The sequence below is a fragment of the Paenibacillus sp. TCA20 genome (assembly GCF_000732325.1).
GTDB classification, from domain to species: Bacteria; Bacillota; Bacilli; order Paenibacillales; family Paenibacillaceae; genus Paenibacillus; species Paenibacillus urinalis.
Genome location: NZ_BBIW01000009.1, coordinates 187563 through 201458, shown reverse-complemented (window position 1 = coordinate 201458; position 13896 = coordinate 187563). Strand labels below are relative to the sequence as shown.

Below are 13896 nucleotides of genomic sequence, written 5' to 3'. Positions count from 1 at the left end.
TTCTTATTCATTCTCTTGTTGTTCCTTGAGCAGCTCTTGGATCGTATTGCTCGCTGTCTCTTGTGCTGCTTCAGGCGATTTGGCCCCTGTCAGGGATTCCTGAAGCATCGTCTGAATCGCTTCCGAAATGCTCGCATAGTTCGGACCGTACGCTCTCGCTGTGGAATCCAGCATGCTGTCGGCAAACACCTTCATATGCTCATCATCCTGCCAGAACGGATCCTCAAGCAGATCTCCCCGGCTTGGCAGACGACCATTCGTTTGAAGCAGCTCCTTCAGACGCTCCGGCTCATTAGCAAACTGAATGACATCAAAGGCAGTCTCCTTGTTTTTGGATGCTTCAGATATCGCCCAGTTCTCCCCACCCAGCACCGTCGCCGACTGCTCATCTGCAGGAAGCTCGGCCACATCCCAGTTCACCTCGGAATTGGCTTCGAGGAATGGGATCTGCCATGTGCCGTTGACCATCATGGCCACTTTGCCTGCTGCAAACTGTGTAGCGGTGTCGGCCTGTTTCTGAGTCACTACGTCCCTGGACATATAACCCTGATCCACCATATCGGTCATCATAGTTAGCGCTTTCAAAGTTCCCGGAGCATCAAATTCCGGAATGTCAGCCCCTGCCTGCAGCATGAAGGGGAGAAATTGAAAGGTTCCTTCTTCCGTCTTCACAGCACTTACAGCGAAACCAAACACGTTATTCTTAGTCAGCTTCGCAGCCGCTTCCTGCAGCTCTTCCCAGTTCGTGGGCGGTGCTAGTCCGGCTTCTTCAAAAAGATCGGTGTTATAGTAGAGCGCAAGGTTATTGCTCCCTACAGGCACGCCATAGTTTCGTCCGTTATACATTGTTGAAGACCAAGGTCCTTCTATGTAACGATCCGCTTCTCCCCAGGCTTCGACTTCTTCCGTGATGTCTGCGAGTACCCCTGCGGCCGAGAAGGTCTGATGATCTGCACTGTCGATCCATAGAATGTCCGGTCCCGAATTACCGATAGAACCGAGAAGCAGCTTCGTCTTGATATCGGAGTAGGCCACATAAGTTCTCTTGATATCGACATCAGGATGCTCCGCCTCATACTCCGCAATAATCTTGTTAATTGCATTGACACTTCCGTCCGTTGTCATCGTATCCCACCAGGTGATGACTTTTTTGCCGCCTGAATCTGCGGATCCTGATCCGCTGGAACAAGCAGTCAGCAGCAAGAACACGGCTAGCAATATTGATAACGCCTTCATTTTGTTGTTCATAATACGCTCCCCTCTTCGTGCAGACATTGATTCTTCTAATTGCCATTAACTCTCCTGAACATGTGGTTTATAAAAATCACCCCTCTCAAGGTCCTTTATCATCCTCAATGATATAAATTTCAAGCAAAATGATGTACGTACATCATTTTATGCAAAAAGAAATGCAATTCCTGCGATATAGGCTTTCGCTTCCATAGCAATAAACGCTACTTGCACGCAAGCATTAAGCCTATACCGCAGGACAAAACCTAGATATAGTACCTTGCATTCTCCTTCGTGACAAGCTCCAGCTTCGTGATGTTTTCCTTCACATTTATTTTCTCACCATACGCGAGATAGGCAAATAGAGTCTTAACAGCCAGATACCCTTGATTAACCGGGTCCTGACAGATCGTGGCGGTTACAACATCATTCCGCATATAGCTGTAAATCTCTTCTGTCATGTCATGACCAATGAGAGCCACCTGGCCGGCGAGACCTGACCGCTCCAGATGCTGTGCGACCACATTAAGCTTGGCGCTGGTTACATAGACCGCATCCACTTGCTCAAATAATGACCTAAACACATCAGCCTGCTCATAATCCTCTTGCTTCAGCTTCAGCAGATGGGTCATCTCCACATGCTGGTCAGCAATAACCTCACGGAACCCCATAATCTTCTGCTGCAGCTGGAACGTCGTTGCCGACGGAACCGATGAAGCATCCGATGTAATGAGGCCAAGCTTGGCATCACGCCCAGTCATTTTGCAGAGCAGATCTGCCGCAAGCCTTCCCGCAATACGATAGTCACACCCTACATAGAACAGGCGCTTGCTGAGCGGAGAATCATTATTGAACGTACAGATTCCCATACCGGAATCCATAGCTTGATCAATAAGATCTGCCATCTCTTCCGAATCGTTGGGTGAAATCGCAATCGCATCAAATTCCTTGGAGCTGATAATATCCTGCACGACCTGCTTCTGCTTCTCCATGTCATACTTCTCGGATTTGAAGAGCTCAATCCTTAGACCGTAATCTCTCAGCTCCTCGTAAGCGATATGGACACCCTTCTCGACCTGCCACCAGAAGTAATCCGGCAGCTCAGGGAATACCACTGCTATGGACACTTCCTTCTTCCGTGAGAGAAAGCTCGCCGATTTATTAGGTCTATAATTCATTTCATTCAATTTATCCATAACCTTACGGTACGTCTCGGGCTTCACATTACCCCTGTTATTCAGCACGCGATCCACAGTAGCAGCAGAAATCCCGATCCGCTGTGAAATCTCCTTGATCGTTAGTCGTTTCGTTTCTTTCATCGCATTCTCCATCATTTGTATCCGCTTTCCTGTTTCATTTCATTGGCGGATTTAATATGTTTCTGATCATATCGCTCTTATCACTATCTGTCAATCAAAAATTGATGTAATCATACATTTGATGATGTTCGTACATCAATTATCTCGTATAAGAAGCGCAGGACACGCTTGCAGCACTTAGGTCCTGCGCTTTTGATTTGAATGCCAAGAAGAGCGTATTATAAACTCCCCTCTACAGGCAACAAGCTTCGAGCTTGGTTGTTCGAGGTTGGAATTTGAATGATTACACCGGTTCCTCTTCCTACTTCACTTTCAATGTGTATGGTTCCTTGGTGATTCTGGATAATCTTATAGCTGACCATGAGACCCAGTCCCGTTCCCTTATCCTTCGTTGAGTAGAACGGTTCACCAATTCGGGCGAGCTTGGCTTCCGGTATCCCTGCCCCGTTATCCACAAACGAGATCACGATATTGTCATTTTCGTTCAATGTGACCGATATATCGATTTTCCCTCCGCCTGGCATGGCCTCAATCGCATTTTTTAATACATTAATGAATACCTGCTTCAGCTGATTCTCTACACACATGACTTTGAGCTTCTGTTCATACATCACCGTGATCTCGACATTATTCATGATGGCCTGTGTCTCCAGCAGCATAATGACATCCTGAATGATCGGTTCCAGCTCATGCTCTGAGAACTCAATAGCCTGCGGCTTCGCGAGCACCAGCAGCTCGCTTACAATCTGCTCAATCCGGTTAAGCTCGGTCAGCATAATTTCGATATAGGCATTCCCGTCCTCTTTTTTGGAGAGCAGCTTGGTGAAGCCCTTCAGGGCAGTGAGCGGGTTGCGGATTTCATGGGCAATGCCGGCGGCAAGCTGCCCTACTGCCGAGAGCATTTCTGTCTTGCGCAGCATCTCCTCCGCATTTTTGCGTTCGCTGATGTCCTCCGATAATTTCACGAAGTGAATAATTTGGCCCTGCTTATCTGTAATCGGAATGATCTTGACCGATTCCCAGAATTCCTCTCCGTTCTTGCGATAGCTTAAGATTTCCCCTTTCCACGTTTCACCGTCCAGAGAAGTCTTGAATACGTCCTTCATTGAAAATTCACTATAGCTGTAGCAGCCTAAATCTCGCCCCTTCGCTTCCTGCAAAGCGTAGCCCGTCACTTCAGTGAACTTCGGATTCGCATATTCGATCTTCCCTGCCACATCGGTTATGATTGTCATGCTCGGACTCTGTTCGATCGCATAAGAGAGCTTCAGCAGCTCTTCATTCACTGCCTTCAAATCTGTAATATTGACAAAAGTGAGCACGACACCGCTAGTGAAGTTATCCTCTGTACGATAAGGCAGTATTCTCATGCTGTACCAGGTGCCGTCCTGGCTTTGAATTTCCTTCTCCAAAGGCTCTAATGTCTTCAGCACATGCTGCGCATCATCCACAAGACCTTCATATCTAAAGTGATGTGAAATATGCTGAATGGGACGTCCATAGTCCACATCCATCAGATTAATCTCCTTCGTAATCGCAGGAGTAAATCGCCGGATACACATCCGCTTGTCCAGGAAAATGGTCCCGATTCGGGTGCTCCCCAGGAAATTATTCATGTCATTATTGACATCCGTGAGCTCTTGGATCTTGAATTGAAACTCGGTATTTACCGTTACCAGCTCTTCATTAACCGACTGCAGCTCTTCGTTTGCACTCTGCAGCTCCTCGTTTGCCGCAACGAGCTCTTCATTGGTGGCCTGAAGCTCCTCGTTGGAGGTCTCGAGCTCCTCTACCGTCGCCTGCAGACTTTCCTCAGAACGCTGGAGCTCCTGCTCCAGCTCAAAGATACGCATCTTCAATGTGTTATCAATATGCACAGGCTCCATCACGACTTCCTCAGCCTGCTTCAAATGCTGCGGATCCTCAAACAAGAGCAGTACATATTTATCATAGGCCTTGTTCTTGCGCGAAAAAGGGCGGATATGCAAATCGATTAAACGATCTCCCTGGTTCGTATGGATACGAAGTGCAGGGTACACCACATTTTGCAATGAATCACGCACCTTCTGAATTCCAGTGGACACGGTCACCGCTACATTCTGATCGATCATTTTGTACAGATTCCAACTAGGCTTACCTTGCGACAGCACTAAATACTCATTAATGGCTCCAACCAAATGAATCACATCATTATGATGATTAACGACCATCCCCGGCGAAATATGCTCTTCTGCAAGCATGGTATACAGATCGCCTGATCGTTTAACATGAACCTGCTCTCTCGGCTGAACCGTAGCTGCGGCAGTCCTTCGATAGGAATGCTGGCCGGAGCTTCTTCCTTCCATAGAGAATGACTGAGAATCAGACTCGGAATCCGAGGACATTTTACCACTCTTGTGACAGAAGATATTCCATCTCCGGTCAAAAGCCTCAAATTGATTCGCAAACCTACCTAACGTTTCACTCGGACCCAGGAAGAGAAAGCCCTCCGGATTCAGTGCAAAATGAAATAACGATAATACCTTGACTTGCATCTCCGGCTGCAAATAAATGAGCATATTCCGGCAGGTAACCATATCCAAATTGCGGAAGGGCGGATCCTTGATAATATTTTGGGGTGCAAAAATAACCATCTTGCGAATATCCTTGCTCACATGAAACATATCATCATCTCTGATAAAAAACCGTTCCACGTCCTCTTCTGACAAATGATGAATATTGCTCTCCGAGTAGATCCCTTGACTCGCATACTCTATGGATTCCTTGTCCAGGTCGGTTGCAAAAATCTTGATATTATAATCATCACCCAGCTGTTGTGCATACTTCTTAAGAAGGATGGCTATTGAATAAGCTTCTTCTCCGGTTGAACATCCAGCCACCCATACCCTGATTTCCTTAGAATAGCTCTTCTTCTCAAAGATACGGGGCAGCACCTGGTCATAAATAATTTGAAACGCTTCTGCATCCCGAAAAAAATTGGTTACACCTATAAGCAGATCCTTTCTTAACGAGGTAAGCTCATCTCGATGCTCTTCAAGATAGGTCATGTACTCCTGAACGGAGGCAACGTTGTTCATCGCCATCCGGCGCTCAATCCGGCGCAGCACACTGTTTCGCTTGTAATAGGTGAAGTCAATGCCGCTCTCTTCTTTTATTTTCTCAAAAATCAGTTGAATAAATTGCTCCGTACTCATTCGTTCCTGCTCTCCTGCAAGTGGGTATACTCCAAAGGATCGTATATGCTGGAGAAGCCTCTCCGACATATCCTTTGGGTTTAATATTTCATCGACCTTGCCGGTCATTTTCGCAGAGCTTGGCATGCCGTCAAATTTGGCTGACTGCCCGTCCTGAACGATGACAAGACCGCCTGCTTTTTTAATTTCAATGACTCCCTTGGAGCCGTCTGTTCCGGTCCCGGACAGGACAACCCCTACCGCTCTGTTGCCGTATTCGGCAGCCAGCGAGACGAAGAAATCATCAATGGACAAATGAATGGCAGATTGCCTAACTGCATCTGCCAGCTGTAATTTACCATCCCGGATGGTCATTGTCTTACGGGGAGGAATCAAGTAGACATGATTAGGCAGGATCTCCATTTCATGCTCTGCGACCCATATCGGCATCGTCGTATACTTTGACAAAATTTCTGACATCAAGCTCTTGTAGTCCGGCGATAAATGCTGGACCACGACAAAGGACATGCCCGAATCAGGAAGCATATGATCAAAAAAAACTTCTAATGCTTCAAGTCAACCTGCAGAAGCACCAATGCCTACTACACATACCGGAGAGGAGGATTCTGGGTGCTTCTCTTCCTCTTCTCCATTCACCATGATGTTCCAAGACTCGCGTTCCATGTGCTTACTCCCCTTCCATGTCCCTGCGTAAGTTACGTCGTTACGAACTGTTTCGGACTATTCCATATCGGGCTCAAGCTGGTCCATTGCTGCGATCAGACAATAACGATAGAATTCTAATGTAGGTTCGTCCAGATCTTCAAGCAAATAAAGAGACTCGGAGATATAACGAAAGTTATCTGTTAAGTGACGTGTCTGCATCCCATGAATGACAAGTATTCCATTCAGCCATACGGCATAATCAATAAATAATTTAGAATTGCGCAGTGCAGATGCGGTATGAAGATGCTTCATATGATGAAGATTATCCTCTTTGCATTTCATGATTCCCTGCTCCCCATATCGGTCCGCCAGCTCAGGAGCATTCGCATAGATCTTTGAAACGACCTCTGCTATAAGATGTTCATAGTGCATTGTTCCGTCTGTCATGAGTACATCACCTTGTTTTTTGATTAAACCAGAAGAATTAGATGTAATTAATTAGAAGTGTCATTATTTTCATATAAACGACGATATTATCAGTATATCAGTGAGTCTCTCCATCATATAGGATATTTTTGAATATGGGTCAATTTCGACAAAAGCTTCTACCAGTCCCTTTCTTTCTCCCTAGTTCTTTCGATTCGTTTATATTAAAATGAGTAGCATTACACACAATATCCGAAGTAGGTGTCATGTCATGTATATGGAAGCAGAACAATTTGCAGAGAATATGTTGCAAGGAAATACAGAGACCTGCTGGAAAAACTTACTACAACATGTTGAGTCCGGCCGAAACAGTCTCTTCATATTTGAGCAGCTGCTTGCACCCGCCATGCGTTACGTGGGTTCCTTATGGGAAACCAATCAGATTACGGTAGCTGATGAACATCTTGCTTCTGGGGTATGTGACGTCCTCCTGTCGAGATATGCGGCGCTCAAAAAAAAGCCTGCCATCCATGGCTACCGTGCCATGCTGTTATGTGTGAAGGGTGAGGCTCATTATTTCGGGCTTAAGATGGTGAATACCATGTTCGAGGAGAATGGATTTGATACACGCTTTTACGGACCTAATCTGCCCTTGGAATATGCAAGTCTAAGCGCACTCAGCTGGAAGCCGGATATTGTTGCTCTGTCCGTCTCTATTGTCTATCATCTGCCAACCTTGCTGGAGTACGTTGAAGCTTTTGAGAAACTCATCCCCCGGCCTGTCATTATGATTGGCGGTCGTATCATTGAGAAATACAGTGTCCATGAGGCTGTAGACGGCAGAGCAGTCTTTCTGTCCGATATGCATGAGCTTGAACAGTGGATCATGTCTTACAACAGAGCCAATCAGCAGCAGCATGTGAGGTGAGTCTTCATCTTGAAGTTATTCCATCCATCTAATATTCCTGTCCCATATATTGTAATTGACGCAGAGCTGGGCATCATCTCTTGCTCCGAATCGGCGTCCCCTATATTCGAGCCGGCTTCCCATTTCACAGATTGGCTGGACGAAGGTTCCATCACCAAAGCTAAACGGTTCATTTCGCCCGTTCACTCTGGCACAAGAGTTGAACTCATTATGAACACGAGGAAGCAGCCCTTCTCCCTATACGATATTTACCAGCAGTGGGATGAGCAAGGCAACGGGCATCTCATCTGTATAGAACAGCTTCAGAAGATACAGACCCTAACCGATAAGCTTCAGCTTCTTCATGAGGACCTGCAGCAGCTCCCATCTCCTATCCATCAAGAGCCTGACAGACCCCAAGCATCCAAGACCAGCAGAGCATCGGCCAGAGAGCGGGAGCTCCGGTCTACGCTGGAAACGATCCGCGATCTGGTCGACATGCTCTACCCCAGCTTAATCGAGATCGATCAGACCATCTATGCAGACATTATCAAGAACCAGATCGAGTCCGCACTCGCTGAGCCAGCTGCAGACAATGTGCACCCTATTTCCAGCAAATTCGATGATGGTCGTCCGCAAAGTAAGAATTGATCAATAGAAATAGCGACATCATATGTCAGATCTACCTGCCGGTACTGCTGCTGAAGCGGTCCGGTTTTTTCGTATGATTCAACCATTTGCCTTGTTTTTCGCTTGCCGTCTTACTTTTACTCCTTCCGTTAGAGGGTAATAAAGTGTAAACGACTCTAACACAAAAGGAGGAAGGCGCATGAAGAAGCAGATAAATGTCATGATATTGGTGACGGCCGCCCTTGCAATAACTTCATGCGGGAATGATCCGTCATATCGCCAGACCGGAAGCAGCAGTACCGTAGAGCAGCAGGCCACGCTCAGTCAGAGCCCTGCATCATCAGTCGGTGAAGAGAAACGTACGGGTTCAGGTCATGCAGTTAAGCCGCAGCATGTAACACAGACGCAGGAAGTGGATGCCACAGACATTCGTTCTATACGGATGGCAGAAGATTTTGAGGGTAATATCTTCGTCAAAATGGAACCGAATGCAGATCGCATTACCGCTACACTTAACATTGAGCATTGGTCACAGGAGGAGCAGCCACTGCTGTTCGTTAACACGGTGGATCAGACCTTGACCGCAGGAATCCGATATCCGGAAGGAACTGCGAGTGAGCAGGTGAATCACACCATTGGCAATGCGGCAGCTCAAGAGAGCGCGACACTATCCATTATCGTGCCTGAGAAGCTGTATGAAGAAATGTCACTCACAACGAAGAGCGGCTACATCACGGTGGAGCGAATGAATGCTGCATTCCTGCAGGCAAAGACCGGCGCAGGAAATCTGGATATGAAGCAGGTCAATGCCGAGGAGCTGGAGGGTGAGACCGGAGCCGGCGATGTGTTCTTCAAGATCAGCGAGCCGAAGCATTATCAATTCATGGCCCAGACCGGGAGCGGTAAGGTCGAATTGCTAGGAGAAGTTTACGAGGATGATGGCCGAATGATCGCCAAGGGAAACGGCTTTAATGAGGCTCAATTAGTAACAAGCAGAGGGAATGTGAGGGTCTATGAGTAAACTGAAATCTATTGCTAGTAAGTAAGAAGCCTGGATCGGTTAAATCCAGGCTTCTTTTAGCTGCTTACTATCTGGCATCCTCGGAGCTTCCTTCAAGTTGTCTGACCCGTTCCTCCAATTTCGCAATACGTTTGTGTATCCGATAAATAGCAGGAGTGACACCTATAATAACAATAACAAGGACGATGCCAAGAATGTCCAACATATCCCTTCCTTCCTGAATTGAATTAACCCCTGTATTACTCACTTCTTCTTCCGATTAACCAGATAGAGTCCTAATCCACAGATTATGATCGCTGTGATGGACAGCATGACGTTGCTTGACGACATATCGGTGATGAGCAAGCCCAAGATGGAGATAAGGATCAGAACCGAATACATCATATTAATAATTGCCTTCATTCAATCTTCTTCCTCCTGCCTCAAGGTAATTTATACCAAAATGAAAAATTCGCTAAGATATGTAATTATTTTGGACGATATAGTTATATATTGAATCCAATTCATAAATACGTAAATCGACGCATGTGATTTGGACCAATCATGTTTATCTTAACATTTTAATAAGATACCAGGCCATTATTGGAGCAATATTCTTTTGTGAGAAGATAAACATCTAACTCTATTTTTCAATTACAGGGGGAACATGAATGACGCAAGATTTACTCGAACTTCACAAAAGAAACGGTCTGCTGGTATTACTGCTGTGGATATGTACCACCCTTGGTATCGTATCGACAATGGATTCATTGGATGGGGTGCTGTCGATCGCCTATCCCGCCATTCCTGTTTGTCTATTAAGCACCTTCTTATATTGGAAAAAGCTCTTCATACCGCAAATTAAATACTTAATGGTTATCGGTATCAACATTATTAGCTTCTCAATTATGTCGATGGGCTCGGCTGTGACCAACTCTCTCGTATTGTACCTGGGACTGGCCTTCTGCTCCCTTTATATGGATCGATTTATTATGATATTCAACGGAATCATCGGGCTGGCTCTGTTGAATTATTTTGCCGCTACCGCCTATATCAATGTGGATGTCATCAGCCTCAACACGTTCTATATCGTCGTCCTCCTGACCTTGATTGGCCAGAGTACGGTCGGTACCCGAATACTGAAAAATATGGACGTCAGTATGAAGGAAGCGAACGAAGCCAAAGAACGAGTCGAAGTGCTCATTAATGAAGCAAGAACGGTTTCTACAACGCTGAATACCTCAGGCGAAGAACTGAATGAAAATGCCGTCATGGCAGGAAAGATCAACGGCGAGGTCCTCGCTGCATTTCACGAAATGTCAGCAGGCATCGAATCCCAGGCAAGCAGTGTTTCGGACATCAGCTCCGCGATGGAGAGTCTGAATGATTCGGTGCAGCGCACATTTGCGGCCTCAGAGACAACAAGTGAAAAGGCCAATATGGCTGCCGAGCTGACGAAGGAAGGCCAAGACCAAATTACCGATCTTGCAGCCAAAATGCATCAAGTCTCTGAGCTCGTTGATAATACAGCCGTGATTATGGGTAAGGTCAATTCGGAAAATGTTAAAATTGGCGGCATCCTGTCTTCCATTGAGGAGATCGCCAAGCAGACCAATCTCCTGTCCTTCAACGCTTCGATTGAAGCGGCTCGCGCAGGAGAACACGGCAGAGGCTTCGCGGTTGTCGCCGAGGAGATCCGCCAGCTTGCTCAGCTGACACACCGTGCATCATCAGATATCGGAGGTATTCTATCTTCGATTCAGAATAATATCAGCTCAGCCGCGGTCCGCATTACAGAAGGCCAGACGGCGTCTCGCTCTGGCGCGGAATCTGCGGATATCATCACGGCATTATTTCAGGAAATCAATGCAAATACGAAGGAGGTTATGGATCAGGCAGATCATCTGCTCGATCTGAATATACAGCTCCAGTCTGCATCCACTCAAATTACCGATGAGATTGCCTCCGTATCCTCGGTCACAGAACAATCTGCTGCCTCCGTCGAGGAAGTGCTGGCAAGCGCCGAGCTGCAGCAGCATCGGGTGAACGAAATTGTGTCAAGTATTCAGAAGCTCAATGAAATCGCTCAAGCTATCGACAAGACCTTGCAGTAACGTTAACGGTAACAGCAGCAATACAAGATCATTGATTCTTCAGACTAATCATACCCATTTCAGTGAACCACTCATATAAAAGGAAGCCTCCCTGCGTTTTAAACGATGACCCGGACTGTGAGTCGTTTAATGAACAGCCAGAGATGCTTCCTTTTTCTCGTTTATAATAGAGGGCTGCTCCTGTCAGCCTTCGCCTTGGTGAAACACAGCCCAATTCCAGTGACATATCAAAAAAAGCTGCCGCTCATCTCCTCGAAGGTCTAGTCCTTCCTGCCGGATCGCACATAGAATGTATAAATGATCAGGAAGAAGTGATTGGACATGATTCTGCAAGAAATTCAAGGTGCCTATGATTGCTACGTAAGCCTCGGAAGCTCATGCGAGCCGGCAGCCCACTTGCGGCGGAAAGGGCTTCGCACCTTCTCTGCCCCGCTCGACTGGTCTGTCTCCTTATCACTGACTGATGTAAATCGGCTGCTGCAGAATCGTTTCCAGGGATACATGGAGCTCCCCAACATGGGACTGATCGACGGATATGCCACCTTTGTGGACAATGAGAAGGTGACACCGCTCAAATCCTATTTTGTGAAAGACCACTATTATAATGTCATTTCGGTTCATGATTTCCCGGTCGTTGAGGGGCAGACATGGACAGCAGTCTATCCCGAGTTCAAGCAGAAAATCGACATACGCAGCCAGCGTCTTCTGGAAGTATTAAGCAGGAGCACAAGAGTGTTGTTCATTCGCTGGGGCAGCACATATGAGGAAGCGATTCAGCTGCAAAAGGTACTTCGCCCCCTTACTGGCGGCAGCTATAACATTCTGATCGTGAACGGTATCGATGGACTGACTTCCGTCGTCGATAACGGTTGGGCACTTCCAGGCATCTGCTCTCTAGGCATTCCGAACCGAGCCGGCGATGATGCAACATGGGATGATTTGTTGAACGGGTTTAGTCTACAGACATAAAAATGGAGGGACAAATCTTCACTACCAAAAAATAAAGGCAGCAAAAGGTGAGATGATTCTCCACTATTGCTGCCTTTATGAATTGAAGGAAATTGAAAAATGGTTAAGCGCCGAAGGCGAGAGTTACCGCGCTTTTCGCTTCCATTCGGAAGCTTAGAGCTTCTTCTGTACCCGGCATCTGGACCTGTACATTATTTGCTTCCTCACTGTCATTGAAGAGTACGACGGCGATGGAGCCGTCCGTATTCCTGAACGCCACGGAACGAACGGTTTCATTACTGCTGGAGCCGATGCGCACTGCCTTCGGGCGAATATGCTTGCTGAAATGGGCAAGCGCATAATAATCAAGCGTATACGTCAGGTCCCGGGTCTCTTGATGAACGGTCACAATACCGCGGCAGGTACTCTTGCCAAAGCCTGGCACCGCCGGCCCATTGTTCTCATCGAGTGCCATATTCCACAGCACAAACGATTTGCTGTAATTGCGCAAAATTTCGATGCCTGTACGCATAACATTGGAGAAGGCCTGCTCAAATGGCGGAATCCATTCTCCTCCGGAGCCTTCCGTGAAATGAACTTCTTTGTCCGGGAAGGCCTGGAATACATCGGTCTGTGCAGTTGGGCGGCCCCCATACCAATGCCATGCAACACCGTCCACTGCTTCCAGCGCCTGGTTAAGCACGGTCAGCGGGTACTCTGGCTTATCCCAGTTGTGATCGTAGCACAATATCTTGGTATCTATTCCATTTCTGATGAAGCTTGGCTTCAGATGCTCCTTAATGAACCGTGCCTGATCCTCCGCCGGAAATATCATGCCTGGATAATGACCTGGCGAATACAAGGATTCATTCTGCGGCGTGATCGCATAGACTGACGAGCCATGCTCTGCATAAGCCTTAATGTACCGTACAAAATATTCTGCATATACCGGATAGTACTCCTCAATCAGCTCGCCGCCGATCATGGAGCCGCTTGTCTTCATCCAGCCCGGCGGGCTCCAGGGGGAGCCCATCAGCTTGAGCTGAGGATTCAGCCGCACTGCTTCTTTCATGAGCGGAATAATGTCTGCTTCATCATGCCCGATAGAGAATTTCACCAGCTCAGGGTCGGTGTCTCCCTCCGGCAGATCATTGTAGCTGTAGAAGTCCCGGGCATAATCCGAGGCTCCCATCGGATTCCGTATAACGGACAGGCCGATCCCTTCTGCAGCGTCAAACAGCCGGCGCATCAGCTCCTCACGCTGCTCAGGCGAGAGCACCTGATGAATTAGATAGGCTGCCGAATCGGTAAACGATGCTCCGAAGCCATCCATCTCCTGATACTGCTCACTGTCATCGATGATGATGTTATATGTCTGTGCCTGAGTATCCGGCGGTGCAAGCTCTGCTCTCGTTTTGTTCACAAACAAGGATTGTTCTCCATTTGATTCGTAGATGTTCAGGTCCTTCAAGTTCTGCATGCT

General features: G+C 47.1%; 12 protein-coding genes and 1 pseudogene. 5 read left to right on the top strand and 8 right to left on the bottom strand.

Annotation, left to right across the window (positions count from 1 at the left end):
• Positions 1-3: 3 nt before the first annotated feature.
• From TCA2_RS17615 to TCA2_RS17600, 5 genes and pseudogenes are all read right to left on the bottom strand, one after another.
• The gene (locus tag TCA2_RS17615; RefSeq protein ID WP_052512138.1) at positions 4-1248 is read right to left on the bottom strand and encodes a sugar ABC transporter substrate-binding protein; all 1245 of its coding nucleotides are present in this window, start codon (positions 1246-1248) and stop codon (positions 4-6) included.
• 248 nt (positions 1249-1496) lie between these two features.
• Positions 1497-2549 carry a LacI family DNA-binding transcriptional regulator gene (locus TCA2_RS17610; protein ID WP_193746075.1) on the bottom strand — a complete coding sequence of 351 codons (1053 nt, stop codon included), beginning with the start codon at positions 2547-2549 and terminating at the stop codon, positions 1497-1499.
• Between the two features lie 218 nt (positions 2550-2767).
• The gene (locus tag TCA2_RS17605; protein ID WP_370510367.1) at positions 2768-5743 is read right to left on the bottom strand and encodes a CheR family methyltransferase; all 2976 of its coding nucleotides are present in this window, start codon (positions 5741-5743) and stop codon (positions 2768-2770) included.
• A gap of 66 nt (positions 5744-5809) precedes the next feature.
• Positions 5810-6286 (bottom strand): annotated as a pseudogene (locus TCA2_RS28075) (chemotaxis protein CheB); the annotation flags it as partial.
• Positions 6287-6463: 177 nt separating this feature from the next.
• Positions 6464-6835 carry a hypothetical protein gene (locus TCA2_RS17600; protein WP_052512136.1) on the bottom strand — a complete coding sequence of 124 codons (372 nt, stop codon included), beginning with the start codon at positions 6833-6835 and terminating at the stop codon, positions 6464-6466.
• A gap of 250 nt (positions 6836-7085) precedes the next feature.
• Here TCA2_RS17600 and TCA2_RS17595 point away from each other — a divergent pair, with 250 nt between their 5' ends.
• From TCA2_RS17595 to TCA2_RS17585, 3 genes are all read left to right on the top strand, one after another.
• Positions 7086-7742: a B12-binding domain-containing protein gene (locus TCA2_RS17595; RefSeq protein WP_047912905.1), complete on the top strand. Its 657-nt coding sequence runs from the start codon at positions 7086-7088 to the stop codon at positions 7740-7742.
• Positions 7743-7751: 9 nt separating this feature from the next.
• A complete protein-coding gene (locus TCA2_RS17590) occupies positions 7752-8372 on the top strand; it encodes a hypothetical protein (RefSeq protein WP_047912904.1) in 621 nt (206 codons plus the stop codon).
• A 178-nt stretch (positions 8373-8550) separates the two neighbouring features.
• Positions 8551-9372 (top strand): DUF4097 family beta strand repeat-containing protein, encoded by an 822-nt coding sequence (locus TCA2_RS17585; protein WP_047912903.1) that lies wholly within the window; start codon positions 8551-8553, stop codon positions 9370-9372.
• 67 nt (positions 9373-9439) lie between these two features.
• Here the strand turns inward: TCA2_RS17585 and TCA2_RS27260 are convergent, their stop codons facing one another.
• Together TCA2_RS27260 and TCA2_RS27255 are read right to left on the bottom strand one after the other, a co-directional pair.
• Positions 9440-9577 carry a hypothetical protein gene (locus TCA2_RS27260; protein WP_193746074.1) on the bottom strand — a complete coding sequence of 46 codons (138 nt, stop codon included), beginning with the start codon at positions 9575-9577 and terminating at the stop codon, positions 9440-9442.
• A 38-nt stretch (positions 9578-9615) separates the two neighbouring features.
• Positions 9616-9774, bottom strand: coding sequence for a hypothetical protein (locus TCA2_RS27255; protein ID WP_193746073.1), 159 nt, complete (start codon positions 9772-9774; stop codon positions 9616-9618).
• A gap of 248 nt (positions 9775-10022) precedes the next feature.
• Between TCA2_RS27255 and TCA2_RS17580 the strand changes: the two genes are divergently transcribed.
• Together TCA2_RS17580 and TCA2_RS17575 are read left to right on the top strand one after the other, a co-directional pair.
• Positions 10023-11465: a methyl-accepting chemotaxis protein gene (locus TCA2_RS17580; protein ID WP_047912902.1), complete on the top strand. Its 1443-nt coding sequence runs from the start codon at positions 10023-10025 to the stop codon at positions 11463-11465.
• Between the two features lie 321 nt (positions 11466-11786).
• Positions 11787-12434, top strand: coding sequence for a DUF1796 family putative cysteine peptidase (locus TCA2_RS17575; protein WP_047912901.1), 648 nt, complete (start codon positions 11787-11789; stop codon positions 12432-12434).
• Positions 12435-12537: 103 nt separating this feature from the next.
• Here the strand turns inward: TCA2_RS17575 and TCA2_RS17570 are convergent, their stop codons facing one another.
• Positions 12538-13893, bottom strand: coding sequence for a glycoside hydrolase family 30 beta sandwich domain-containing protein (locus tag TCA2_RS17570; protein ID WP_338000042.1), 1356 nt, complete (start codon positions 13891-13893; stop codon positions 12538-12540).
• Positions 13894-13896: the final 3 nt, after the last annotated feature.

Excerpts from the sequence above, each read along its gene's own strand:
- TCA2_RS17615 (WP_052512138.1), bottom strand. The coding sequence starts at position 1,248 with ATGAACAACAAAATGAAGGCGTTATCAATATTGCTAGCCGTGTTCTTG.
- TCA2_RS17610 (WP_193746075.1), bottom strand. The coding sequence starts at position 2,549 with ATGAAAGAAACGAAACGACTAACGATCAAGGAGATTTCACAGCGGATC.
- TCA2_RS17605 (WP_370510367.1), bottom strand. The coding sequence starts at position 5,743 with ATGAGTACGGAGCAATTTATTCAACTGATTTTTGAGAAAATAAAAGAA.
- TCA2_RS17600 (WP_052512136.1), bottom strand. The coding sequence starts at position 6,835 with ATGACAGACGGAACAATGCACTATGAACATCTTATAGCAGAGGTCGTT.
- TCA2_RS17595 (WP_047912905.1), top strand. The coding sequence starts at position 7,086 with ATGTATATGGAAGCAGAACAATTTGCAGAGAATATGTTGCAAGGAAAT.
- TCA2_RS17585 (WP_047912903.1), top strand. The coding sequence starts at position 8,551 with ATGAAGAAGCAGATAAATGTCATGATATTGGTGACGGCCGCCCTTGCA.
- TCA2_RS27260 (WP_193746074.1), bottom strand. The coding sequence starts at position 9,577 with ATGTTGGACATTCTTGGCATCGTCCTTGTTATTGTTATTATAGGTGTC.
- TCA2_RS27255 (WP_193746073.1), bottom strand. The coding sequence starts at position 9,774 with ATGAAGGCAATTATTAATATGATGTATTCGGTTCTGATCCTTATCTCC.
- TCA2_RS17580 (WP_047912902.1), top strand. The coding sequence starts at position 10,023 with ATGACGCAAGATTTACTCGAACTTCACAAAAGAAACGGTCTGCTGGTA.
- TCA2_RS17575 (WP_047912901.1), top strand. The coding sequence starts at position 11,787 with ATGATTCTGCAAGAAATTCAAGGTGCCTATGATTGCTACGTAAGCCTC.
- TCA2_RS17570 (WP_338000042.1), bottom strand. The coding sequence starts at position 13,893 with ATGCAGAACTTGAAGGACCTGAACATCTACGAATCAAATGGAGAACAA.